The organism is Frigoribacterium sp. CFBP 8751, assembly GCF_014841545.1.
Lineage (GTDB): Bacteria > Actinomycetota > Actinomycetes > Actinomycetales > Microbacteriaceae > Frigoribacterium.
Genome location: NZ_JACYUB010000002.1, coordinates 81,180 through 103,146 on the forward strand (window position 1 = coordinate 81,180; position 21,967 = coordinate 103,146).

Here is a 21,967-nt window from a genome sequence, read left to right on the forward strand (position 1 = left end):
CACGTCGAGTTACCATCCCAGACGTGACTGGAGTGTACGACCGCGCCGGGTGGATCGGAAGGGGCCCGGAGCCGTCTTTCGCGGATCGGCTCGGGCCCCGTCGGGTCGTGGGGCGTCAGGCCCCCCGGCCGGTCTTCTGCTGGAGGCGGTCGATGTGCTCGCTGGCCTCGGCCTTGGTCATGTCGGCGGGCAACTCTTCACCGGCCTCGCGGGCGAGGGTGTCGAGGTAGCTCTTCTGCGGGCCCGTGATGGGCTCGTCGCCGGTCACCCAGTCGTCGGGGTCCTTGGAGGCCGTGCTGCCGGCGTCGGGGCGGGCGCCGCCGAGGGTCTCGCCGTGTGCGGGGCTCGAGTTCTCTTCGCGGGCCGTGGCGGCCTGGTCGGTCTGCTCGGTGCTCGTCGTGTCGGTGGTCGTCGTCTCGTCGGACTCGGCCGCTGCCGGGTCGACGGGGGTGATGTCGGGGTCGATGTTCGCGTCGCTCATGACGTGACCGTACGCCGTGCCCCCGACACCGGGCCGGGCGTCGTACCCCGCTGGTTAGACTCGACGGCGTGTCCGTGAACCCTGATCTGCAAGGGCGGGTCTTCCCGCCGGCCCCGCCCTACCTCGTGGGCCGCGAGAAGGTGCGCGAGTTCGCCCGCGCCACCGGCTCGACGAGCCCCCTGTCGCTCGACGTCGAGGCGGCCCGCGCGGCCGGCCACGGCGACCTCGTCGCCCCGCCGACCTTCGCCGTCGTCGTGCAAGAGGCCACCCTCGCCCAGTTGCTCGCCGAACCCGACGCGGGCATCGACTTCTCCCGCGTCGTCCACGGCGAGCAGCGCTTCTCGCTCTCCCGTCCGATCGTCGCGGGGGACGAGCTCACGGCGACCCTGACCGTCACGAGCGTCAAGACGCTGGGCGGCAACGCGATGGTCACGGCGTCCTCCGACATGCGCGACGTCGACGGGCGACACGTGGTCACCGCGGTGTCGACGCTCGTCGTCCGCGCCGACGACGAGGCAGCCGCATGAGCGCCCTCGAGGTCGGCCAGGTCGTGGCCGAGAAGACCTACCCGCTGACGCGCGACTCGCTGGTGCGGTACGCCGGGGCGTCGGGCGACTTCAACCCGATCCACTACCGCGACGACGTGGCGGCCGAGGTCGGTCTGCCCGGCGTCCTGGCCCACGGCATGCTCACGATGGGCACCGCCGTCCAGCCGGTCGTCGAATGGCTCGAGGGCGCGGGCGACGACGCCGGCGTGCTCGGCTGGGTCTCCGACTACCAGGTGCGCTTCACGCGTCCCGTCGTGGTCGACCCGACCGCCGGGGCCGAGATCGTCGTCGTCGCGAAGGTGGGCAAGCTCGACGACGAGGCCGGCACGGCGCGCATCGACCTGACCGTCTCCTCCGGCGGCCAGACGGTGCTGGGCAAGGCCCAGGTCGTGGTGACGCTGGCGTGACGACCTTCGCCGAGCTCACGACGATGCAGGTGGGCGGCGAGCCCGCCCGCCTGGTCGAGGCGACGACGACCGACGAACTGCTGGCGGCCGTCCGCGAGGCGTCGCTCGGCGACGACCCCTGGTTCGTCCTGGGTGGCGGCTCGAACACGGTCGCCTCCGACGAGCCGTTCGACGGCACGGTCGTCCGCGTGGCCACGCGCGGCGTCGAGCGCGTCGACTCCGACGACGACCGCGTCCACCTGCGCGTCGCCGCCGGCGAGCCCTGGGACGACCTCGTCGCGTACACGGTCGAGCAGGGCTGGTCGGGGCTCGAGGCGCTGAGCGGCATCCCCGGCTCGACCGGCGCCTCGCCGATCCAGAACATCGGTGCCTACGGTCAAGAGGTCGCTTCGACGCTGGTCGCCGTCGACTTCCTCGACGACGACTCCGGCGAGTTCGTCCGCATCCCCGCGGCCAATCTCGACCTCGGCTATCGCACGAGCGTCTTCAAACAGGGTCGCCGGGGCGTCGTCACGGCGGTCGAGTTCGCCCTGACGGACCACGGAGGCGCGAGCGAGCAGGTGGCGTACCCGCAGCTCGCGAAGGCCCTCGACGTCGAACTCGGGGCCCGGGTCTCGGTGGCCGACGTGCGGTCGAGCGTGCTGGCCCTGCGGGCCGCCAAGGGCATGGTGCTCGACCCCGACGACCGTGACACCGCGTCCAGCGGCTCGTTCTTCACGAACCCGATCGTGTCGCGGGCCGATGCGTCGACCCTGCCCGCCGACGCACCGCGGTGGCCGACCGGCCCCGAACCCGAGCGTCGGGTCGTGCCGCTCGGCGAGGAGCCGGCCGCCCCCGCACCCCGGGCGCCCGCCGAGGTCAAGCTCAGCGCGGCCTGGCTGATCGAGCACGCCGGCATCGCCAAGGGCTTCCGGCTGCCCGGTTCCCGAGCCGCCGTCTCGTCCAAGCACACCCTGGCCCTGACCAACCGTGGTGGCGCCACGGGCGACGAGGTCGCCGAGCTCGCCCGCTACGTGCAGCAGCGCGTGCAGTCCGAGTTCGGCGTGCTGCTGCACCCCGAGCCCGTCCTCCTCGGCCTCTCGCTCTAGCAGCGCCGTCGCGCGCGGCGCGTCAGCCGCGTGGCAGGTGGCCGAGCTCGAGGGCCAGCGTGACGGCGCGCGTCCGGTCGTTGACGCTGAGCTTCTCGAACACGTGCAGCAGGTGCGTCTTGACCGTCGCCTCGCCGACGAAGAGCCGACGTCCGATCTCGCGGTTCGAGCACCCCTCGGAGACGAGGGCGAGCACCTCGGTCTCGCGGGGACTCAGCGGGCTCACGCGCGGCGCGGGCTCTCCGCCGGTGCGCGCCCGGCCGACGAGTCGGGCCGCCATCGTAGGAGCGAGGGCCACCTGCCCCGCGGCCACGGCCCGGAGACCCGCCAACAGCTCGTCCTCGGGTGAGGCCTTGAGCAGGTAGCCGCTCGCCCCCACCTCGATCGCCCGCAGGATGCTGTCGTCGGACTCGTAGGTGGTGAGCACGACGACGCGGGTGGAGGGGCGTCGCGCCAGGACGGCCTCGGTCGCCTCGACCCCGTCGAGTCCCGGCATGCGGAGGTCCATCACGATGAGGTCGGGCTCGAGCGACTCGGCCAGGGCGACGGCCTCGTGGCCGTCGCTCGCCTGTCCGACCACGACGAAGTCGTCCGTCGTGGCGAGGAGCGCGGCGATGCCCTGCCGCACGATCGGGTGGTCGTCGGCCACGAGGGTGCGGTGGACGGGCGACCCCGCCGGCGGGGTCCTGTCGACCTCCGGCGTCGCGTCGTCGTCCGCGTGCCCGTCGGTCACGAGGCCGTCACCGCCGCCCGGGGCACCTGCGCGGTGACGATCGTGCCGTCGGCACCGGACGAGACGTCGAGCCGGCCGCCCGAGAGGTGGAGCCGCTCGCGGAGACCGTCGAGGCCGAACCCGGTCGAGGCGACCGCCGTGTCGAACCCGGTGCCGTCGTCGGCCACGACCAGCACGGCCGTCCCGTCCGTGGCCGTGAGCATGACCCGAGCGGCCGTCGAGGCACTGTGCTTGCGGACGTTGGCCAGCGCCTCCTGGGTGCACCGCACCAGCACGACCTGCAGGTCGCGGGGCAGCTCGACCTCGGCGGCGTCGACCGTCACGTCGATGCCGCTCTCGCGCTCGAAGCGCTGGCCGAGGCGGCGCAGGGCCGCCGCGACGTCGGTGCCGGCCGGGCCGGCGGACGCGGTCGCCGCGACGAGGGTGCGGGCCTCCGTGAGGGCCTCGCGGGCGGCGGTCTCGATCACGTCGAGCCGTTCGCGGGTCGTCACCAGGTCGCCGGCCGCGAGGGCGCCCCGTGTCTGTTGGGCGAGCATGACGACCCCGGTCAGGCTCTGGGCGATCGTGTCGTGGATCTCGCGGGCGAGCCGTTCGCGTTCGGCGCTCGTGCCGGCGTCGCGGTGGCGGGCGGCGAGTTCGGCCTGGGCCTCGCGCAGCTCGTCGAGCAGGCGGCCGCGTTCGGCCCCGACACGGGCGATCGTGGTGATCCAGAGCCCGAGCGCGATGCTGAACACGAGCGAGAGGCCCTCGCTGGTGGCGGCCGTCGCGAGGGACTCGGCCGACCACCCCAGGCTGACGACGAACCCGACCGAGATGGCGACGCACAGGCAGACGTTGGCGACGATCGCGGACCGGGTGCCGGGCAGCAGCGTCCAGATCAGCGGCATGAGGAAGGCCTGGACGACCGCGAGCTCGGGGGTGGCGGCGACGGCGAGGCCACCCACGGCCACGACGGCGGCGACCGCGGCGACGGTCGGGAGCGACAGGAGGTCGTCGTCGCGACGGACCGCGGGTCGGGCCAGGGCGAACCAGACGAGCGTCAGCAGGCCGACGGCGACGAAGGACGCCGTCACCCGTCCGCTCGACGAGGTCGTGGCGAGCACGACCATCACGATCACGGTGACCGCGAGGCCGGCGTCCCACCAGCGCATCGAGATCGCGGTGCCCGACCGGGCGGATGCCCTGGTCTCGGCCCGCTCGCCGGTGTCGTCCATGTCGCTCACGCTAGCGGCAGGCCGCGCTCGTCGGGACCGACTCCGGTCGGCGGGGATCGGTGCCGGTCCCCGGGTCACGTGTCCTTCCTGATCCACCGGAAGGTCAGCAGTGAGGCGACGGCACCGGCGACGAGCCAGACCGCCAGCCAGAGGGCGACACCGGGCAGGTCCCACGAGCCGCCGGCCTCGCCGGCCGAGAACGTGTCGGGCAGGAACACGCTGCGCATGCCCTGGGCCAACCACTTCAACGGGAAGACCGAGGCCACCGACTGCAGCCAGTCGGGCAGCTGGGTGAACGGCAGGTAGACGCCCGAGATGAACTGCAGCACCAGCGTGATCGGGACGATCACGGCCGTGGCGCTCTTGCCGCTGCGGGGCACGCGGGAGAGGGCGATGCCGACCAGTGCCGAGGTCGCGATGCCGAGCAGGTAGACCCAGGCGAGCGTCAGCCACGACCCGGCGTCGGTCGGCAACGGCACGCCGAACACCACGCGCGCGACCAGCACGAGCAGCGCCACCTGCAGCAGGCTCGTGACGAGCACCTGGCCGAACTTGCCCACGAAGTACGACCCGACCGGCAGGGGAGTCCCCGAGAGTCGTTTCAGGGTGCCGTCGCCGCGCTCGAGGGCGATGTCCACGGCGAGGTTCTGCACGCCCGACAGCAGGATGCCGGCCGCGATCATGCCCGGCAGGTAGAAGGCGGCGGCCCCCACCTCGGAGCCGTCCGGCCGGGTGCCGAACGAACCCGACGCGCTGAACGCCGTCGAGAAGATCGCGAGCATCACCACCGGGAACAGGAACGTGAAGAAGACGGTGTCGCCGGCCCGGAAGTACCCCCGGACCTCGTACCGGGTGCGGCTCAGGCCGAGCGCGAGGGTCCTCACGAGATCACCTCGGACGAGGAGGCGCGGTGCCCGTTCCCGGCGACCGTCGCGTCCGGGGTCCCGTCCGCTGCCCGCTCGGCGGTCGCGACCAGTCCCAGGTACACGTCCTCCAACGACGGCCGGATCACCTCGAGCGAGCGGGGTTCACCTCCGCGGGCGTGCAGGTCGGCGACCAGGGCGCCCGGTTCGGTGGTGCGGACGTCGTGCCGTCCGTGTTCGTCGACCCAGGTGACGTGAGGCGTGCGCGCCTCCTCGTCCCCGAGCTCGTCGGGTCGCCCTTGGGCGACGAGCCGGCCCTGGGCGATCACCGCGACGCGGTCGCTCAACTGAGCGGCCTCGTCGAGGTAGTGCGTGGTGAGGACGATGCTCGTGCCGTCGTCCGACAGCGACCGGATCAGCTGCCAGAACTGTCGCCGGGCCTCGGGGTCGAAACCCGTCGTCGGCTCGTCGAGGAAGAGCAGTTCGGGACCACCCACGACGCCCAGCGCCACGTCGACGCGGCGCCGCTGCCCGCCGGACAACGACCGGATGCGGGCGCCCGCCTTCGCCTCGAGGCCGACCGCCGCGATGACCTCGTCGACGTCGCGCGGGTTCGGGTAGAAGCCCGCGAAGTGCGCGATCTGCTCGCGCACCGTGGCCGTCCCCTGTTCGCCGGACGTCTGCAGCACGATGCCGAGGCGTGCCTTCCAGTCGAGACCGCCGTGTCGCGGGTCGGCACCCAGCACCGACACCTCGCCGCCGGACCGGTCGCGGTAGCCCTCGAGGATCTCGATGGTGGTGGACTTGCCGGCGCCGTTGGGGCCGAGCAGGCCGAGGGTCTCGCCCGCGGCGACCTCGAACGAGAGGCCGTGCAGTGCCGTGGCGGTGCCGTAGGTCTTGGTGAGGTCGTGCACGCGCACGACGGGTTCGGGGGTCATGTGACCAGCGTGCGCCGTGGCGACGCCGGGCACCAGGCCCGACCGGTCGAGGCCGGGTCCACCGATCGGTGGACCCGGCCTCGGGGTGGCGCGGGTGGGGTCAGGCGAACAGGCGCTGCAGGCGACGGACGCCCTCGAGCAGTTCGTCGTCGCCGAGCGCGTACGACAGGCGGAGGTAGCCGCTGGGGCCGAAGGCCTCGCCGGGCACGGTGGCGACGTCGGCCTGTTCGAGGATGAGGTCGGCCAGCTCGAGCGACGTCGTGGGCGTCACCCCGCCCCACTCGCGACCGAGCAGGCCCTGCACGTCGGGGTAGACGTAGAAGGCGCCCTCGGGAGTCGGGGTGACGACGCCGTCGATCCGGTTGAGCTCGCGCACGATCGTGCCGCGACGGGCGTCGAAGGAGACGCGCATGGCCTCGACCTCGTCCTGGGAACCGGTGAGCGCCGCCAGGGCCGCGCGCTGCGACACGTTCGAGACGTTCGAGGTGAGGTGTGACTGGAGGTTCGCGGCCCCCTTGATCACGTCGGTGGGGCCGATCATCCAGCCGACGCGCCACCCGGTCATGGCGTAGGTCTTGGCGACGCCGTTGACGAGGATCGCCTGGTCGGCCAGTTCGGGCACGGCCTCGGTGATCGAGGTGGCCGTCACGCCGTCGTAGGTGAGGTTCTGGTAGATCTCGTCGGTGATCACCCAGACGCCGGCCTCGAGGGCCCATCGACCGATCGCCTCGACCTCGTCGCGCGAGTAGACCGCACCGGTCGGGTTCGACGGCGAGCAGAACAGCAACACCTTGGTGCGCTCGGTGCGGGCTGCCTCGAGTTGGTCGACCGTGACCTTGTAGCCCTGGTCGGCACCGGCGAAGACCTCGACGGTCACGCCGCCGGCCAGCGCGATGGCCTCGGGGTAGGTCGTCCAGTAGGGCGCGGGCAGGAGGGCCTCGTCACCGTCGTCGAGCAGCGCCTGGAAAGCCTGGTAGACGGCCTGTTTGCCACCGTTCGTGACGATCACCTGCGAGGTCGACACCGTCGTGCCGCTGTCGCGCCGGGTCTTCTCGACGATCGCCTCGCGCAGTTCGAGCAGGCCGGCCGCCGCCGAGTAGCGGTGGTTGCGCGGGTCGCGGGCGGCGACGACGGCCGCCTCGACGATGTGGTCGGGCGTCGGGAAGTTGGGCTCGCCCGGGCCGTAGCTGATGATCGGTCGGCCCTGGGCCAGCAGGGACTTGGCCTTCGCGTCGACGGCCAACGTGGCCGATTCGGCGATCGACGAGATACGGGACGAGAGACGGCGCACGGTCGGGGTCACGCGGGCCAGCCTAGCGGGGTGCCATCGGGCCGGACAGGGCCGTCCGGACCGGGGCTCGGGGTGCGGTTCGGCCCGGCTTTGCACGCGCCCCCCGCTTCGCCTACACTTGACGAGGCGATCGAATGCGCCAAGCTTCAGCGCGCCTCTGCAGTCCGGTTCACCAACAGCCGGCTACGAGAGGCAGGGCCTCCGGGTCCGGCCGAGAGGTCATCTGAACGGCGTCGATCCCATAGGGCGGTGGCTCAATTGGTAGAGCAGCGGTCTCCAAAACCGCAGGTTGCAGGTTCGAGTCCTGTCCGCCCTGCAGCCCGGCTGTGTTCTTCATGACACGGTGATCACACACAGATACGGACACAGGCCCTCGGGCCGAGCTCGGAAGGTCGGAACAGTGGCGAGAAAAGACGTTGACGTCCCCAGTGAAGACGTCGTCGAGAAGGCGAAGAGCGACGGTGCGACGCGCCGCAGCCCCTTCGCCCGCATCGCGTTGTTCATCCGCCAGGTGATCGCCGAGCTCAAGAAGGTCGTCACCCCGACCCGCAAAGAGCTGCTCAGCTACACCGGTGTCGTGCTGGTCTTCGTGGTCATCATGATGGCCCTGGTGTCCCTGCTCGACCTGGTGTTCGGCACCGGCGTCGGCTACGTCTTCGGCAACGGCCCCACCGGCAGCTGACACGCCACCCTCCGGCCGACTCCCCGAGCACCACGTGAGCGGGTCCCGTGCCCTCGAGCACGTGCACCCGACAACCCCGATCGAAAGAAGAACCCTTGCCTGACAACGAGCGCGACGACATCGACCTCGCCACCGCTGCCGAGCAGTCCTCCGAGGTCGAAGAGGCCCAAGAGGGCGGCACCCTGGCCGCCGACGAGGACGCCGTCGAGCCCGCCGAGTCCGAGGCCCTCTCGGTCGTCGACGAGGGCGACGCCGGTTCGACCGACACGAGCGACCTCGACGGACTCCTCGACACGCTGGCCGAGACGCGCGACCCCGAGGCCGACGCCGTCGTCGACGACGCCCTCGACATCGACGACGCCTTCGAGGCCGAGGCCGCCGTCGAGGCGACCGACGACGAGGCCGACTCCGAGGCCGAGCAGGCCGCCGACGAGGGTGACGCCCCCGCGGCGAACGCCGTCATCGCCGAGGCCGAGCAGTCCGTCCAGGACGCCGACGCCGAGATCGCGCACGACGACGTCGACGTCGACGTGTCCGCCACCGAGGTCGAGGACGACGAGCCCGCCGAGGTCGACCCCTACGAGGCCTTCCGCTACGAGCTGCGTGGCAAGCCCGGCAAGTGGTACGTCATCCACTCGTACGCCGGCTTCGAGCGTCGCGTGAAGCAGAACATCGAGAACCGCATGGTCTCGATGACCATGGAGGACTACATCTACCAGGTAGAGGTCCCGATGGAAGACGTGGTCGAGATCAAGAACGGCCAGCGCAAGCTCGTCACCCGCGTCCGCATCCCCGGCTACGTGCTCGTGCGTCTCGACCTCAACGAGGACAGCTGGTCCGTCGTCCGGCACACCCCTGGCGTCACCGGATTCGTGGGCAACGCCCACAACCCGACGCCGCTGCGTTTCGAAGAGGCCTTCAACATGCTGAAGAGCCTCGTCCAGGTCGACACGACCCCGGCCCCCGCCAAGGGCGGCGTCAAGGGCGGCAAGCAGGCCCAGCGGGTCATCCCCGCCGAGGTCGACTTCGAGATCGGCGAGACGATCACGATCAAAGAGGGGTCCTTCGCCGGACTTCCCGGTACGATCAACGAGATCAAGCCCGAGAGCGGCAAGCTCACCGTGCTGGTCTCGCTGTTCGAGCGCGAGACGCCGGTCGAGCTCAGCTTCGACCAGGTCACGAAGCTCTGACGGGCACACACCCCCCAAGTTTTCAGATCACCGGAGTCCGCGCCGCGGGCCACCGGGAGAGCAGGTCGCGACCGCGATCTGCTCGAACCCCACAAGAAGGAAAAGAACAATGGCACCGAAAAAGAAGGTCACGGGTCTGATCAAGCTTCAGATCAACGCCGGCGCCGCGAACCCCGCCCCGCCCATCGGCCCGGCCCTGGGTCAGCACGGCGTGAACATCATGGAGTTCTGCAAGGCGTACAACGCGGCGACCGAGTCGCAGCGCGGCAACGTCGTACCCGTCGAGATCACGGTCTACGAAGACCGCTCGTTCACGTTCATCCTGAAGACCCCGCCCGCCGCCGAGCTCATCAAGAAGGCTGCCGGCGTCGCCAAGGGTTCGGGTACCCCGCACACCACCAAGGTCGGCAAGCTGACCATGGACCAGGTGCGCGAGATCGCGACGACCAAGCAGGCCGACCTCAACGCCAACGACATCGACGCCGCGGCGAAGATCATCGCCGGCACCGCCCGTTCCATGGGCATCACGGTCGACGCCTAAGCAGCACCCCTTCGTGCAGGCGACCCGCCTGCACGACCCTGACATCAGTGGGAGAGCCGGCCAGGCTCGCAACCACGTCCCCAGTACGAAGAGGTCCAACATGGCTCAGAAGTCCAAGGCGTACCGCGCCGCTGCCGAGAAGATCGAGGCAGGCAAGTTCTACAGCACCAGCGAGGCCGTCGCCGTCGCTCGTGAGACCGGTTCGAAGAAGTTCGACTCGACCGTCGAGGTCGCGTTGAAGCTCGGCGTCGACCCCCGCAAGGCCGACCAGATGGTGCGCGGCACCGTCATCCTGCCGCACGGCACGGGCAAGACCGCCCGCGTCATCGTCTTCGCGACGGGTGCGGCCGCCGAGGCCGCCATCGCGGCAGGCGCCGACGAGGTCGGTGGCGACGAGCTCATCGAGAAGGTCGCCGGCGGCTACACGTCGTTCGACTCGGCCGTCTCGACCCCCGAGCTCATGGGCAAGGTCGGTCGTCTCGGCAAGGTGCTCGGCCCCCGTGGCCTCATGCCCAACCCGAAGACCGGCACCGTGACCCCCAACGTCGCGCAGGCCGTCAACGACATCAAGGGCGGAAAGATCGAGTTCCGTGTCGACAAGCACAGCAACGTGCACTTCGTCATCGGCAAGGCCGGCTTCTCGGAAGAGCAGCTGAACACCAACCTCGACGCCGCCCTCGAAGAGGTCGTCCGTCTGAAGCCGTCCTCGTCCAAGGGCCGCTACATCACCAAGGGCACGCTGTCGACGACCTTCGGTCCCGGCATCCCCCTCGACATCAACGTCTTCTAGGTCCACCCGACCTCGAAGACCTCGCGTCGCCCGAAGGCCGCCCCACTCTCGAGTGGGGCGGCCTTCGTCGTCGTCATCCGGCCGGTGGTCGGGTGAGGAGGCGCGGGTGGGGCACCATGGGCAGATGACCGTCACCGTGCGCCCCGCCCTCCCGACCGACGCCGCCCTGCTCGCCGAGGTCGCCGCGGTGACCTTCCCGCTCGCCTGCCCGCCCGGGTCGGACCTCGCCGACATCGCCCGGGTCGTCACCACGGTGCTGTCGGAGGAGGCCTTCACGAGGTACCTCGCCGACGACACCCGCATCGTCCTGTTGGCCGTGGACCCCACGGCCCAAGGCGCCCTCGGCTACAGCATGATGGTCGCGGGCGATCCGGACGACGCCGACGTCGCGGCGACCGTCTCGTCCCGCCCGACCGTCGAGCTGAGCAAGTTCTACGTCATGCCGCAGGGTCACGGCACGGGGGCGGCCTCGACCCTGATGGCCGCGACCCTCGAGGCAGCCCGCGCGACCGGCGCCTCCTCGGTGTGGCTCGGCGTCAACCAGCAGAACGAGCGCGCGCTGCGCTTCTACGCCAAGCACGGACTCGTGCGGGTCGGGACGAAGACCTTCGCCCTCGGCGACGACCTGCAGCAGGACTTCGTCCTCGAGCGTCGGATCTAGGCCCGTCCACGCCGGGCCTCGGCGTCCCCTCCAGGAGCCGGGTCAGGCGGCCTCGGTGTCGTCGGCGACACGCAGCACGAGCTTGCCGCGGGTGTGCGAGCGCTCGAGGCGCGTGTGGGCGTCACGGGCGTCGACCAGGTCGTAGACCTCGTCGACGTAGACCCGCACGTCACCCGAGTCGAGCAGTCGTGAGATGACCGCCAGCGTGGCTCCGTCGGGGGAGACGGCGAACCCGGTCGACCGGATGCCGGCCTGGGCGGCCTTCTCGGCGAAGGCGGGGCCCGAGGAGAGCGGCGCGTGGACGGCGAGTCCTCCGGGGCGGAGCAGCCTCAGCGATCGATCGGCCTCGACGTCGTCGTCGACCAGGTTGATCACGACGTCGACCTGGCGGACGCTGCGGTCGACGTCGGCCGCGCCGTAGTCGACGACCTCGGCGGCGCCGAGCTCGCGCAGCCAGGCCGAGTTGGCCTGCGAGCCGGTCGCGACGACGTGTGCGCCGAAGTACGAGGCGAACTGCACCGCGAAGTGCCCCACCCCGCCCGCGCCGGCGTTGATGAGGAGGCGCTGGCCCTCGTGGGCCTTGGCGACGTCGACGACCATCCCCCAGGCCGTGAGCGCCGCGAGGGGCACCGCGGCGGCTTCGAGGTGCGACAGGGTGGTGGGCTTCCGGGCCACCGACAGCGACGGGACGCTGATGTACTCGGCGTAGCTGCCACCGGAGCGCGGGCACGGGGCCATGCCGTAGACGGCGTCACCCGGACTCAACGGATGCGCCGCATAGGGCGTCTCGACGACGACGCCGCTGAAGTCGTGGCCCAGCACGGCCGGGAACGCCGGGATGGCGTCGCTGTCGCCGCGACCGGCCCGGGTCTCCAGGTCGAAGCGGTTGACGCCGGCGGCGACGACGCGCACGAGCACCTCGGCGTTGACCCGTCGCGGGTAGGGCACGTCGGCGGCGACGAGCTGCTCGGGCCCGCCGGTCCGCTCGATCACCATCGCCCGCATCGTCGTCTGCATCGTCGTGTCCATCGGCGGCCCCTGTCGGCTCGTGTGCGCCGTGGCTCCGGCGCGGTGGTCAGGTCAGTCAACGGGACGGATGAGTCACCCGTGTTTCGCGGGTGTCACCGAGAGGGAAACGATGATGGGTACGGTGTGGGCATGAGAGCATCGGTCGCCGTCCTGCGCGTCGCGGCTGCGGTCGCGGTCCTCGTCGCCGTCGTGGCCCAGTGGGAGAACAGCCTGCGCGACCCGGGGTACCGATTCGTGGACTTCTTCGGGTACTTCACCATCCAGAGCAACCTCATCGTGCTGCTGGCCCTGGCGATCGGCGCGTTCACGGTGCTGCGCCGGACGACGCCGCCCCGGTGGACGGTCGCGGTGCGGGCGGCGGCGACCACGTACATCGCGCTGACCGGGCTGGTCTTCAACCTGCTGCTGGCGGGACTGCCCTCGAACGACCCGTACACCGTGGGGTGGGCGAGCAACGTGTTCCACCGGGTGATCCCGCTCTACGTCGTGCTCGACTGGGTGCTCTTCGCCGACCGCGACCGCCAGCCCTGGCGGCGGTTGTGGCAGTTCCTGGCCTTCCCCTTGATCTGGGTGGTCGTCGTCCTGGCCCGGGGCGCCGACTTCGTGCCGTACCCCTTCCTCGACGTGGCGACCCTCGGCGGGGGCGTCGTGGCGCTCTGGTGCGTGGGCATCGCCGTCGCGGTCGCCCTGATCGGGGCGCTCGTCGTGGCGGCGTCGCGCCTGCGCCTCGTCGACCCGGATCGGCGCGTGACTCAGCGCAACGGATCGTAGGGCGGGGGATCGTAGGCCTCGTAGGCGTCGGGCGGTGGGGGCGCCGACGCTCGGCCGCCCGGCGCGAACGGGTCGACCGGCGCCTGTCGTGCGAGGGTGTCGAGCACCTGGTCGGCGAGGGCCACGAGACGGTGGATCTCGTCCTCGTCGCGCTCGACCCAGCGGCACTGCGGGTCGCCGTGCACGGGAACGAAGTCGGTGTGCTGCTCCCACACCACGAGGGTGCGCTCGGCACCCAGCACGTACTGCTGCCACGCGACCTGACGCAGGTACGAGCGGGGGATCGACGACCACGCTTTCTTCGTCGTCTTGATCTCGCAGAGCTCGACGGTCCCGTCGGTGCGGACGGTCACGCCGTCGGGAGTGGCCAGGTGGCGGCGCTGACCGGCGGCGTGGAAGAGCTTCTGGCTGGACTCGATGCCGTGCCGCTGCAGCACCCACCGGGCGATCTCGGGCTCCCGCGCCCGCCCGTGGTCGGTGTAGGCGTTGCCGCCGAAGCCGTTGCCGTAGAGCTTGTCGAGCACGACGGCCTGCACGGCTCGCGGGCTCGAGAGCCGGGCGACGTCGGTGGCCGTGATGCCCTGGCTGCGAGCCCGCAGCCACGCGATGCGGTCCGACGAGTCGGCCAGCACGCGCGTCAGATGCGCAGGAGGCGCGGCGGGGGTCGCCGGCTCGTCGTCGTCCCACAGGGCGAGCATGGGTTGGACGACGGTCATGGTGACCATTGTCCCTCGCGACGGGCGTGGGGACGACACCCGCGCCTCCTCGTGTCGCGGACCAGGAGGCGCGCGCCGCGTGCGGGAGGTCAGACGGCGGCGGCGAGTTCGTCGATGGCGGCGGGGGAGAGGGCGTGGTGGATGGCGAGCATGCTCGCCCCCATGAGCCCCGCCCGGTCGCCCGCCCGGGACGGCACGATGCTCAGGTGCTCGGTCGCGAGCGGCATCGAGCGCTGGTAGACGACCTCGCGCACGCCCGCCAGCAGGTGCTCGCCGGCCTGCGCCATCGAGCCGCCGATCGCGATGACCGAGGGGTTGATCATGTTGACGCAGGCGGTCAGCACCTCGCCGAGGTCGCGACCCGCCTGCCGCACGGCCTGCACCGCGTCGACGTTGCCGGCCCGGACGAGTTCGACGACCTGGCGGCCCCCCTCGCAGTCGTGGCCGAGGGCTCGCAGCGAGCGGGCGAGGGCCGGGCCCGAGGCGACGGCCTCGAGACAGCCGACGTTGCCGCAGTGGCAGACGACGCCGGCCCCCCGCGGGATCTGCACGTGGCCGATGTCGCCCGCGATGCCCTGGGCACCGCGCTGCAGGCGACCACCGGAGATGATGCCCGAGCCGATGCCGGTGGCGACCTTGACGAACAGGAAGTGGTCGGTGCCCGGCCACGCGTGGCTGCGCTCGCCGAGGGCCATGATGTTGACGTCGTTGTCGACGAGGACGGGCACGTCGAGGTGGCGTCTGACCCACCCCGGCACGTCGAAGCCGTCCCAACCGGGCATGATCGGCGGGTTGACCGGTCGTCCCGTGCTGAACTGCACGGGGCCGGGCAGGCCGATGCCCACGCCGATCAGGTCGTCGCGGGTGCGACCGAGCCGGTCGAGGAGGGCATCGGCCCCGGTGACCATGCCGCCGAGGGTCGTCTCGGGCCCGTCGGCGATGTCGATCAGGCGACGGTCGCTGGTCAGTTCGACGCCCATCAGGTCGGTCAGGGCGAGGTTGACGTGGCCCGCTCCGAAGTCGGCGGCCAGGACGACGCGGGCCGAGGGGACGAGGGCCACGCGCGAGGGCGGGCGGCCGCCGGTCGAGACGGCGTCGGCGTAGGGGCCGACGAGACCGAGCTCGGCGAGGACGTCGAGTCGCAGACCGATGGTCGACCGGGCGAGGCCGGTCATCGCCGCGAGTTCGGCCCGGGTGCGCGGTGCGCCGTCGCGGAGCAGCTGGAAGATCTCGCTGGCTCCCGTGCTGCCGAGGGCGGACGACCGCGTCGTGTCGGACATGGCAGCAGTAAACCACAGGCCTCGACGACGGCCGAGAGAACCTCGCCGAAAAAACGTCGACTTTTGCTTGCGGGTCGACAGAAGCGGTCCTATGGTGAGTCTCGGTCGACGCCGACCGCCACTCTTCCGGGGGTGACCGGTCGACGGCTCGACCGCTGAGAGTCCCCGACGGTGCCCGTCGCCGTCGCACATCCACTCGGAAGAGGAGACACCCCTGGTGACCACCGCAAGCCCGATCTCGGTCCAGCTCTACACGGTCAGAGACGCCATCGCCGCCGACCTGCCCGGCACCCTGAAGCGCATCGCCGACCTCGGCTACACCCAGGTCGAGCCCTACGCGTTCGTCGACCGCGTCGACGAGTACGCCGAGGCCCTCCCGGCCGCCGGGCTCACCGCGCCCAGTGCCCACGTCGGCCTGATCGGCAAGGACCTCGAGCCCATCTTCGCCGCCGCCACCCGTCTCGGGGTCGGCACGATCATCGACCCGCACATCGACGAGACCCGCTGGGTCACCCGCGAGGACGTCGAGGCGATCGCGAAGGAGCTCGGCGAGATCGCCGACGCGGCCGCGGCCCACGACCTCACCATCGGCTACCACAACCACGCCTTCGAGCTGGAGAACCTGATCGACGGCACCCCCGCCCTCGAGGTGTTCGCCGCGGCCCTGCCCGCGAACGTCGTGCTCGAGATCGACACCTACTGGGTCGAGGTCGGCGGCGTCGACGCCGCCGAGCTGCTCGCCCGCCTGGGTGACAAGGTCCGGTTCCTCCACGTGAAGGACGGTCCGAAGAACAAGAACGACGTCGAGCAGGTCGCCGTCGGTCGCGGCTCCATGCCCGTCCGCGACATCCTGCAGGCGGCCCGCCAGGCCACGCCCGTCGTCGAGCTCGACGACCACGCCGGGGACGTGTTCACCGCCCTCGCCGACAGCCTCGAGTTCCTGCAGGGGGTCCGCGCATGAGCGACGTGACCACCGCCTCGCGCCCCGCCGTCGCCTCCGACGGCAAGACCGGCCCGGTCGGCGTCGGGGTCATCGGCGCCGGCGTGATCAGCGACCAGTACCTCGGCAACCTCACGCAGTTCCCCGACCTGAAGGTCCTCTTCGTCGCCGACATCGACCAGGACCGCGCCGCGGCCCAGGCCGAGAAGTGGGGCGTCCCCGCCAGCGGCACGGTCGACGAGCTGCTCGCCCTCGACGACGTCGAGATCGTCGTGAACCTGACGATCCCGGCGGCCCACGTGGACGTGGCCCTGCAGGCCGTCGCCGCCGGCAAGCACGTCTGGGGCGAGAAGCCCTACGCGCTCGACCGCGAGAGCGGCGCCCGGCTGCTCGCAGCCGCCAAGGAGGCCGGCGTCCGCGTGGCCGTCGCCCCCGACACGTTCCTCGGCGCCGGTCTGCAGACCGGCCTCCGGGTCGTGAAGCGCGGTGACATCGGCACGCCCCTGACCGGTCTCGCGCTGTTCCAGGTCCCCGGGCCCGAGTCGTGGCACCCGAGCCCCGAGTTCCTCTTCGCGTACGGTGCCGGTCCGATGTTCGACGTCGGCCCGTACTACCTGACCACGCTCGTGCAGGTGTTCGGACCCGTGGCGAAGGTCACGGCCACGGCGTCGAAGGCGCGCGACAGCCGCGTCATCGGCTCGGGGCCCAAGGCCGGGACGGTCTTCCCCGTCGAGGTGCCCACGCACGTCAGCGCCCTGCTGCAGTTCGAGAGCGGTGCCAGCGCGCAGGCCGTCTTCAGCTTCGACTCGAAGCTGGCGCGTGCCGGCTTCGTCGAGATCGCCGGCACCGAGGGCACGGCCGTGTTCCCCGACCCGAACGAGTTCGAGGGCGACACGACCGTCCACACCGGCACCGACGAGCCGGCGGTCGTCGCGGCCACGGGCTCGACGTTCACCCGCGGCACCGGCGTCGCCGAACTCGCCCAGGCGATCCGCGAGGGACGCCGTGAGCGCGTGCCCGGCGAGCTCGCCTTCCACGTCCTCGACGTCATGGTCTCGCTCGCCGAGTCCGCCGAACGCGACGAGAGCGTCCGCGTCGATTCGACCCTCGAGCCGACGCCCGAGCTGCCCGAGAACTGGGACCCCTCCGTCCCGACCCTGGGCTGACCCGGTGCGGTGCCGGCGCCTCCTCGACGCCGGCACCGCGCCTCCTGACCCGTCCACCCCCGAGCGCACCACCCGCACCACCCGCACCACCGGAGTCACCACAGCACCACGAACCCCCTGCACCACCCCTTCCCTCACTCGATGAAGAGAAATCTCGAAGAAGAGACACCAGGAGAAGTCATGCAAACGAAGTTCCGTTGGCTCGCCGCACTCGCGGTCGGAGCCCTCTCGGTCGGATCGATGACCGCCTGCAGCGCCTCGGGCGGCAGCGGCGACTCCGACACGATCACCTACTGGGCCAGCAACCAGGCTCCGACGGTCGAGAAGGATGCCGAGATCCTGCAGGAGAGCATCGACCGCTACACGGAGGAGACCGGCGTCAAGGTCGACCTCGAGGTCATCCCGTGGTCCGACCTCTACAACCGCATCCTCACCGCCGTCTCGAGCGGTGAGGGCCCCGACGTCCTCAACATCGGCAACACCTGGGCGGTGTCGCTGCAGTCCAGCGGCGCGTTCGTGCCGTGGGAGGGCGACGCCCTCGAGGCGATCGGCGGCAAGGACCGCTTCGTCCAGTCGAGCTTCGCGACCGGCGGTGCCGAGGGCCAGGCCCCGACGTCCGTGCCGATCTACGGCCTGTCGTACTCGCTGTACTACAACACCGCCATGTTCGAGGCCGCCGGCATCACCACGCCGCCCGCCACCTGGGACGAGTTCGTCGAGGACGCCAAGAAGCTGACGGTCGACACCGATGGCGACGGCACGATCGACCAGTGGGGCGTCACCATGGCCGGGTCGAGCATCTCGAACAACGCCCACCAGGCGTTCGTCCGGGGACTGCAGAACGGCGGCTCGCTCTACGACGACGAGGGCAACCCCGACTTCGGCAACGACGGCGTCGTCACCGGCGTCAAGCAGTGGGTCGACCTGATGGCCGTCGACAAGGTGGTCTCGCCCTCGGATGCCGAGAGCGTGAACGGTTCGGACATGGCCGCGACCTTCGCCGACGGTGGAGCCGCGATGTTCTTCGACCAGGCCCCGGACGCCAACCTCGCCGCACGGGACTTCACCGGGTACGCGGTGGCACCGGTGCCCATGGAGTCGGCCGACGCCACCGGACTGTTGGGCACCCAGAGCCACGTCGCCGGGATCAACGTCAGCGTGTTCGAGAACTCGGACAACAAGGAGGCGGCGATCGACTTCGTCAAGCACCTCACGAGTGACGACGAGCAGGTGTACCTGAACAAGTCGTTCAGCTCGCTGCCCGTCGTGACCGGTGCCTACGACGACCCGGCGTTCCAGTCCGACACGATCAAGCTGAAGCAGGAGATCCTCGAGGACCACGCCCAGCCCATGCCCCTCTACCCCTCCGAGGGACAGATGGAGACCTTGGTCGGCACCGCGATCAAGAACCTCCTCGCCACCGCAGCCCAGGGCGGTTCCGTCAGCGAGTCCGACGTCAAGTCGGCCCTCGAGGACGCGAACAGCCAGATGAGCTCGGGTCAGTAGCCCGTCCCACCGCCCGTGACGGGGGCGGCCGGTCCCGTCGACCGACCGCCCCCGCCGCCCAGGCCCCGAGAGGACCCTCATGACCGTCAACGTCCTGCCCCCCGCCACCGCCGAGAAGGACCTCCCGCCCGATCCGCACCAGCAGGCCCCGCTCGAGCCCGCCAAGCGCAAGAAGCACCGCTCGCCGCTCGCCTACTTCCTGGTGGCGCCGGCCGCCCTGGCCGAGCTGCTCGTCCACATCGTCCCCATGGTGCTCGGCATCTGGATCGCGTTCATCACGCTCAACCAGCTCAGCATCGCGAACTGGGTCAACGCACCCTTCGTCGGCCTGCAGAACTTCGTCACCGCCCTCGACCCGTCCTCGCCCATCGCCGGGCAGCTCTACGGAGCCCTGGGCCGCACGCTGATGTTCACCGTCATCGTGGTGGCCATCGCCTGGAGCATGGGCATGCTGGGTGCCGTGCTGCTGACCAGCTCGTTCAAGGGCCGCGGCATCCTGCGCACGCTCTTCCTCGTGCCCTACGCCCTGCCGTCGTACGTCGGCACCATCGCCTGGGCCTTCATGTTCAACCAGCGCGACGGGGCCATCAACCGCTTCCTGGTGGACGACCTGGGCATCCTGCAGGACCGCCCGTTCTGGCTGCTCGGCGGCAACTCGTTCTGGGCGATCGTCATCGTGACGGCCTGGCAGTTCTGGCCGTTCGCCTTCCTGATGCTGCTCGCCGCACTGCAGAACATCCCGGGGGACGTCTACGAGGCCGCGAGCCTCGACGGCGCGAGCCTCTGGAAGCAGTTCACGTTGATCACCCTGCCCATGGTCAAGCCGGCCAACGCCGTGCTGCTGCTGATCATGAGCCTGTGGATCTTCAACCAGTTCAACGTGCCCTACGTGCTCTTCGGCCCGGCATCGCCCGAGCAGGCGACGCTCATCTCGCCGTTGATCTACCAGCAGTCGTTCAACAACTGGAACTTCGGCCTCGGCGGTGCCATGAGCGTGATGCTCCTGGTCGTGCTGCTGATCGCGTCCGCGTTCTACATCCGCATGGTTCTGCCGAAGGGACAACACGATGATTGAGACCCGTGGGTTCAAGGTCTTCCGCTTCTTCGGGCTGGCCTTCCTGTCGCTCGTGGTGGTGGTGCCGCTCTACGTGGTGCTGACCACCTCGATCAAGCCGCTCGCCGACGTGCAGGGCCTGTTCACCTGGATCCCCAGCCGGGTGACCCTCGAGCCGTACGTGCAGATCTGGCAGACGGTGCCGTTGGCGTCGTACTTCAAGAACAGCCTGATCGTCACGATCTCGGCGACGGTGCTCTCGGTGGCCATGGCCGTGCTCGCGGCGTACTCGCTGGCCCGCCTGCGGTTCAAGGGGCAGCGCAGCTTCAGCCTGGTCGTGCTGTCGACGCAGATGTTCCCGGGCATCCTGTTCCTGCTGCCGCTGTTCCTGATCTTCGTGCAGATCCAGCGCACGGTCGGCGTGCAGCTGACCGGCAGCTACCTCGGCCTGATCATCACGTACATGACCTTCTCGCTGCCGTTCTCGATCTGGATGCTGACGGGGTACTTCGCCTCGATCCCGAAAGAGCTCGAGGAGGCGTCGATGATCGACGGCACGGGTCGCCTCGGCGCCCTGTTCCGCGTCATCATCCCGGTGGCCAAACCGGGCATCATTGCCGTCGCGGTCTACGCCTTCATCACGGCCTGGGGCGAGGTGCTCTTCGCCTCGGTGCTCACGAGCAAGGACACGCGCACGCTCTCGATCGGCCTCCGTGCCTACGCCTCGCAGCAGGACGTCTACTGGAACCAGCTCATGGCCGCCTCGGTCGTCGTCTCGCTGCCCGTGCTCATAGGCTTCATGCTCGTGCAGAAACACTTGATCACCGGTCTGTCGTCGGGGGCCGTGAAGTGACCGACCCGGCCGTGGCCACGGCGGTGGGGCCGGTGGGCGTCACCGCCGGCCCGGCCGGGCGGGCCGAGCCGAGCCGAGGAGGCGCGGTGCCGGTCGAACCGCTCCGCGTCGGCATCGTGGGCGGCGGCTTCATGGCCCGCGTGCACGCCGGAGCCGCGCGGTCCGCCGGCGCCCGAGTGGTCGCCCTGGCCTCGTCGAGCCCCGCCAGCGCGGCCCGGGCCGCGACGTCGCTCGGCGTCGACACGGCGCACGAGAGCGTCGACGACCTCGTGACCGACCCGGACGTGGACGTCGTGCACGTCTGCTCGCCCAACGCCACGCACGCACCGGTCGCGCTGGCGGCGCTCGCCGCCGGCAAGCACGTCGTCTGCGAGAAGCCGCTCGCGACCTCGGGCGCCGAGGCCGAGGCCCTGGTCGAGGCCGCCCGGGCCGGGCGGCTCGTCGGCGCCGTGCCCTTCGTCTACCGCTACCACCCGATGGTGCGCGAGGCCCGGGCCCGGGTCGCCGCGGGCGAGGTCGGCCGCGTGCTGAGCGTCCGGGGGTCGTACCTGCAGGACTGGTTGCTCGACAGCGACGACGTCGACTGGCGGGTCGACTCGGCGGCCGGCGGCCCCTCGAGGGCCTTCGCCGACATCGGCAGCCACCTGGTCGACCTGCTCGAGTTCGTCCTGGGCGACCGGTTGGCGCGGTTGACCTCGACGACCAACACGGCCCACGCCCACCGTGGCGGCTCGTCGGTCGACACCGAGGACGAGGCGGCCGTCGTGTTCGAGACGACCCGGGGGGCGATCGGCACCCTCTTCGTCTCGCAGGTCGCGCCGGGTCGCAAGAACCGCCTCCTGCTCGATCTGTCGGGCACCGCCGAGAGCCTCGAGTTCTCACAAGAGGAGCCCGAGACGCTGTGGGTCGGCCGCCGGTCGGGCACGCAGCTCGTGGCGCGGGACGCCGCCGTGCTCACGCCCGACGCCGCCCGCCTGTCGACCGTCCCCGCCGGGCACCCGATGGGCTACGTCGACGCGTTCGCCGGGTTCGTGCGCGACGCCCACGACGCCGTCCGAGGCGGAACCCCCGAGGGGCTGCCCACCTTCGTCGACGGCCTGCGCGCCGTGCGGGTGACCGAGGCGGTCCTCGCCTCCGCCGCGTCGCGCCGCTGGGTCGACGTGCCCTGATCCGTCGTCCGTCCGCACCGTTCCGTCCCACCGTCCCGTCGTCCGTCCGCAGCCCC

The 21,967-nt window shown here is 71.0% G+C and carries 23 protein-coding genes, 1 tRNA gene and 1 pseudogene; 16 read left to right on the forward strand and 9 right to left on the reverse strand.

Annotated features, from left to right (window positions below):
* Positions 1 to 115 precede the first annotated feature (115 nt).
* Positions 116 to 334 (reverse strand): annotated as a pseudogene (locus tag IFT88_RS17070) (DUF3072 domain-containing protein); the annotation flags it as partial.
* 215 nt (positions 335 to 549) lie between these two features.
* Here IFT88_RS17070 and IFT88_RS06265 point away from each other — a divergent pair.
* Genes IFT88_RS06265 through IFT88_RS06275 form a run of 3 tightly spaced genes read left to right on the forward strand, consistent with a single transcriptional unit; the run spans position 550 to position 2,524 of the window.
* Positions 550 to 1,008 (forward strand): FAS1-like dehydratase domain-containing protein, encoded by a 459-nt coding sequence (locus IFT88_RS06265; RefSeq protein WP_192119587.1) that lies wholly within the window; start codon positions 550 to 552, stop codon positions 1,006 to 1,008.
* Positions 1,005 to 1,436, forward strand: a complete 432-nt coding sequence (locus IFT88_RS06270; RefSeq protein WP_055971310.1) for a MaoC/PaaZ C-terminal domain-containing protein — start codon at positions 1,005 to 1,007, stop codon at positions 1,434 to 1,436. Before IFT88_RS06265 ends, IFT88_RS06270 begins: the two co-directional genes overlap by 4 nt.
* Positions 1,433 to 2,524 carry a UDP-N-acetylmuramate dehydrogenase gene (locus IFT88_RS06275; protein WP_342212085.1) on the forward strand — a complete coding sequence of 364 codons (1,092 nt, stop codon included), beginning with the start codon at positions 1,433 to 1,435 and terminating at the stop codon, positions 2,522 to 2,524. The genes IFT88_RS06270 and IFT88_RS06275 overlap by 4 nt, the downstream gene beginning before the upstream one ends.
* A gap of 22 nt (positions 2,525 to 2,546) precedes the next feature.
* On the opposite strand, the gene IFT88_RS06280 is transcribed toward IFT88_RS06275, so the two are convergent.
* The 5 genes from IFT88_RS06280 to IFT88_RS06300 form a co-directional block, all read right to left on the reverse strand.
* Positions 2,547 to 3,173, reverse strand: coding sequence for a response regulator transcription factor (locus tag IFT88_RS06280; protein ID WP_342212113.1), 627 nt, complete (start codon positions 3,171 to 3,173; stop codon positions 2,547 to 2,549).
* An 80-nt stretch (positions 3,174 to 3,253) separates the two neighbouring features.
* Entirely contained in the window at positions 3,254 to 4,471 is a 1,218-nt protein-coding gene (locus IFT88_RS06285; protein ID WP_192119591.1) for a sensor histidine kinase, read from the reverse strand.
* A 74-nt stretch (positions 4,472 to 4,545) separates the two neighbouring features.
* The gene (locus tag IFT88_RS06290) at positions 4,546 to 5,355 is read right to left on the reverse strand and encodes an ABC transporter permease (RefSeq protein ID WP_043592951.1); all 810 of its coding nucleotides are present in this window, start codon (positions 5,353 to 5,355) and stop codon (positions 4,546 to 4,548) included.
* Entirely contained in the window at positions 5,352 to 6,272 is a 921-nt protein-coding gene (locus tag IFT88_RS06295) for an ABC transporter ATP-binding protein (RefSeq protein WP_192119593.1), read from the reverse strand. The genes IFT88_RS06290 and IFT88_RS06295 overlap by 4 nt, the downstream gene beginning before the upstream one ends.
* A gap of 100 nt (positions 6,273 to 6,372) precedes the next feature.
* Positions 6,373 to 7,575 carry a pyridoxal phosphate-dependent aminotransferase gene (locus IFT88_RS06300; RefSeq protein WP_056225453.1) on the reverse strand — a complete coding sequence of 401 codons (1,203 nt, stop codon included), beginning with the start codon at positions 7,573 to 7,575 and terminating at the stop codon, positions 6,373 to 6,375.
* A gap of 231 nt (positions 7,576 to 7,806) precedes the next feature.
* On the opposite strand from IFT88_RS06300, the gene IFT88_RS06305 reads away from it, so the two are divergent.
* The 6 genes from IFT88_RS06305 to IFT88_RS06330 all read left to right on the forward strand — a co-directional run bounded on the left by IFT88_RS06305 (position 7,807) and on the right by IFT88_RS06330 (position 11,427).
* A tRNA-Trp gene (locus tag IFT88_RS06305) sits at positions 7,807 to 7,879 on the forward strand.
* 84 nt (positions 7,880 to 7,963) lie between these two features.
* A complete protein-coding gene (secE, locus tag IFT88_RS06310) occupies positions 7,964 to 8,245 on the forward strand; it encodes a preprotein translocase subunit SecE (RefSeq protein WP_043592949.1) in 282 nt (93 codons plus the stop codon).
* A gap of 95 nt (positions 8,246 to 8,340) precedes the next feature.
* Complete coding sequence (gene nusG / locus IFT88_RS06315) at positions 8,341 to 9,435, forward strand: transcription termination/antitermination protein NusG (protein ID WP_192119595.1); 1,095 nt, start codon at positions 8,341 to 8,343, stop codon at positions 9,433 to 9,435.
* A 109-nt stretch (positions 9,436 to 9,544) separates the two neighbouring features.
* A complete protein-coding gene (rplK, locus tag IFT88_RS06320; RefSeq protein ID WP_043592945.1) occupies positions 9,545 to 9,976 on the forward strand; it encodes a 50S ribosomal protein L11 in 432 nt (143 codons plus the stop codon).
* A gap of 100 nt (positions 9,977 to 10,076) precedes the next feature.
* The gene (rplA, locus tag IFT88_RS06325; RefSeq protein ID WP_043592944.1) at positions 10,077 to 10,766 is read left to right on the forward strand and encodes a 50S ribosomal protein L1; all 690 of its coding nucleotides are present in this window, start codon (positions 10,077 to 10,079) and stop codon (positions 10,764 to 10,766) included.
* Between the two features lie 124 nt (positions 10,767 to 10,890).
* The gene (locus IFT88_RS06330; RefSeq protein ID WP_192119597.1) at positions 10,891 to 11,427 is read left to right on the forward strand and encodes a GNAT family N-acetyltransferase; all 537 of its coding nucleotides are present in this window, start codon (positions 10,891 to 10,893) and stop codon (positions 11,425 to 11,427) included.
* 42 nt (positions 11,428 to 11,469) lie between these two features.
* Here IFT88_RS06330 and IFT88_RS06335 read toward each other — a convergent pair whose 3' ends face one another.
* Positions 11,470 to 12,456 (reverse strand): NADP-dependent oxidoreductase, encoded by a 987-nt coding sequence (locus IFT88_RS06335; protein WP_446718823.1) that lies wholly within the window; start codon positions 12,454 to 12,456, stop codon positions 11,470 to 11,472.
* A gap of 129 nt (positions 12,457 to 12,585) precedes the next feature.
* Between IFT88_RS06335 and IFT88_RS06340 the strand changes: the two genes are divergently transcribed.
* Positions 12,586 to 13,227, forward strand: a complete 642-nt coding sequence (locus IFT88_RS06340) for a Pr6Pr family membrane protein (protein ID WP_157485352.1) — start codon at positions 12,586 to 12,588, stop codon at positions 13,225 to 13,227.
* Here IFT88_RS06340 and IFT88_RS06345 read toward each other — a convergent pair.
* Both IFT88_RS06345 and IFT88_RS06350 read right to left on the reverse strand, forming a co-directional pair.
* Complete coding sequence (locus IFT88_RS06345; protein ID WP_249408866.1) at positions 13,209 to 13,943, reverse strand: YqaJ viral recombinase family protein; 735 nt, start codon at positions 13,941 to 13,943, stop codon at positions 13,209 to 13,211. The two genes, IFT88_RS06340 and IFT88_RS06345, sit on opposite strands and share 19 nt — an antisense overlap.
* A gap of 89 nt (positions 13,944 to 14,032) precedes the next feature.
* On the reverse strand, positions 14,033 to 15,223 hold the full coding sequence (locus IFT88_RS06350) for an ROK family transcriptional regulator (protein WP_043592938.1): 1,191 nt from the start codon (positions 15,221 to 15,223) through the stop codon (positions 14,033 to 14,035).
* 217 nt (positions 15,224 to 15,440) lie between these two features.
* Between IFT88_RS06350 and IFT88_RS06355 the strand changes: the two genes are divergently transcribed.
* From IFT88_RS06355 to IFT88_RS06380, 6 genes are all read left to right on the forward strand, one after another.
* Positions 15,441 to 16,184, forward strand: coding sequence for a sugar phosphate isomerase/epimerase family protein (locus IFT88_RS06355; protein ID WP_156155436.1), 744 nt, complete (start codon positions 15,441 to 15,443; stop codon positions 16,182 to 16,184).
* The gene (locus IFT88_RS06360; protein ID WP_043592936.1) at positions 16,181 to 17,329 is read left to right on the forward strand and encodes a Gfo/Idh/MocA family protein; all 1,149 of its coding nucleotides are present in this window, start codon (positions 16,181 to 16,183) and stop codon (positions 17,327 to 17,329) included. Before IFT88_RS06355 ends, IFT88_RS06360 begins: the two co-directional genes overlap by 4 nt.
* Before the next feature lie 180 nt (positions 17,330 to 17,509).
* Positions 17,510 to 18,835: an ABC transporter substrate-binding protein gene (locus IFT88_RS06365; protein WP_043592934.1), complete on the forward strand. Its 1,326-nt coding sequence runs from the start codon at positions 17,510 to 17,512 to the stop codon at positions 18,833 to 18,835.
* A gap of 79 nt (positions 18,836 to 18,914) precedes the next feature.
* Positions 18,915 to 19,910, forward strand: coding sequence for a carbohydrate ABC transporter permease (locus tag IFT88_RS06370; protein WP_082452235.1), 996 nt, complete (start codon positions 18,915 to 18,917; stop codon positions 19,908 to 19,910).
* Positions 19,903 to 20,742, forward strand: coding sequence for a carbohydrate ABC transporter permease (locus tag IFT88_RS06375; RefSeq protein WP_043592933.1), 840 nt, complete (start codon positions 19,903 to 19,905; stop codon positions 20,740 to 20,742). The genes IFT88_RS06370 and IFT88_RS06375 overlap by 8 nt, the downstream gene beginning before the upstream one ends.
* Positions 20,739 to 21,911, forward strand: a complete 1,173-nt coding sequence (locus tag IFT88_RS06380) for a Gfo/Idh/MocA family protein (protein WP_342212086.1) — start codon at positions 20,739 to 20,741, stop codon at positions 21,909 to 21,911. The genes IFT88_RS06375 and IFT88_RS06380 overlap by 4 nt, the downstream gene beginning before the upstream one ends.
* The last annotated feature ends 56 nt before the right edge of the window (positions 21,912 to 21,967 follow it).

Bases quoted from the DNA above. Each gene is read 5' to 3' on its own strand.
- IFT88_RS06270 (WP_055971310.1), top strand. From the start codon at position 1,005: ATGAGCGCCCTCGAGGTCGGCCAGGTCGTGGCCGAGAAGACCTACCCG.
- IFT88_RS06285 (WP_192119591.1), bottom strand. From the start codon at position 4,471: ATGGACGACACCGGCGAGCGGGCCGAGACCAGGGCATCCGCCCGGTCG.
- IFT88_RS06295 (WP_192119593.1), bottom strand. From the start codon at position 6,272: ATGACCCCCGAACCCGTCGTGCGCGTGCACGACCTCACCAAGACCTAC.
- rplK (WP_043592945.1), top strand. From the start codon at position 9,545: ATGGCACCGAAAAAGAAGGTCACGGGTCTGATCAAGCTTCAGATCAAC.
- rplA (WP_043592944.1), top strand. From the start codon at position 10,077: ATGGCTCAGAAGTCCAAGGCGTACCGCGCCGCTGCCGAGAAGATCGAG.
- IFT88_RS06330 (WP_192119597.1), top strand. From the start codon at position 10,891: ATGACCGTCACCGTGCGCCCCGCCCTCCCGACCGACGCCGCCCTGCTC.
- IFT88_RS06335 (WP_446718823.1), bottom strand. From the start codon at position 12,456: ATGGACACGACGATGCAGACGACGATGCGGGCGATGGTGATCGAGCGG.
- IFT88_RS06340 (WP_157485352.1), top strand. From the start codon at position 12,586: ATGAGAGCATCGGTCGCCGTCCTGCGCGTCGCGGCTGCGGTCGCGGTC.
- IFT88_RS06345 (WP_249408866.1), bottom strand. From the start codon at position 13,943: ATGACCGTCGTCCAACCCATGCTCGCCCTGTGGGACGACGACGAGCCG.
- IFT88_RS06350 (WP_043592938.1), bottom strand. From the start codon at position 15,223: ATGTCCGACACGACGCGGTCGTCCGCCCTCGGCAGCACGGGAGCCAGC.
- IFT88_RS06360 (WP_043592936.1), top strand. From the start codon at position 16,181: ATGAGCGACGTGACCACCGCCTCGCGCCCCGCCGTCGCCTCCGACGGC.
- IFT88_RS06365 (WP_043592934.1), top strand. From the start codon at position 17,510: ATGCAAACGAAGTTCCGTTGGCTCGCCGCACTCGCGGTCGGAGCCCTC.
- IFT88_RS06370 (WP_082452235.1), top strand. From the start codon at position 18,915: ATGACCGTCAACGTCCTGCCCCCCGCCACCGCCGAGAAGGACCTCCCG.
- IFT88_RS06375 (WP_043592933.1), top strand. From the start codon at position 19,903: ATGATTGAGACCCGTGGGTTCAAGGTCTTCCGCTTCTTCGGGCTGGCC.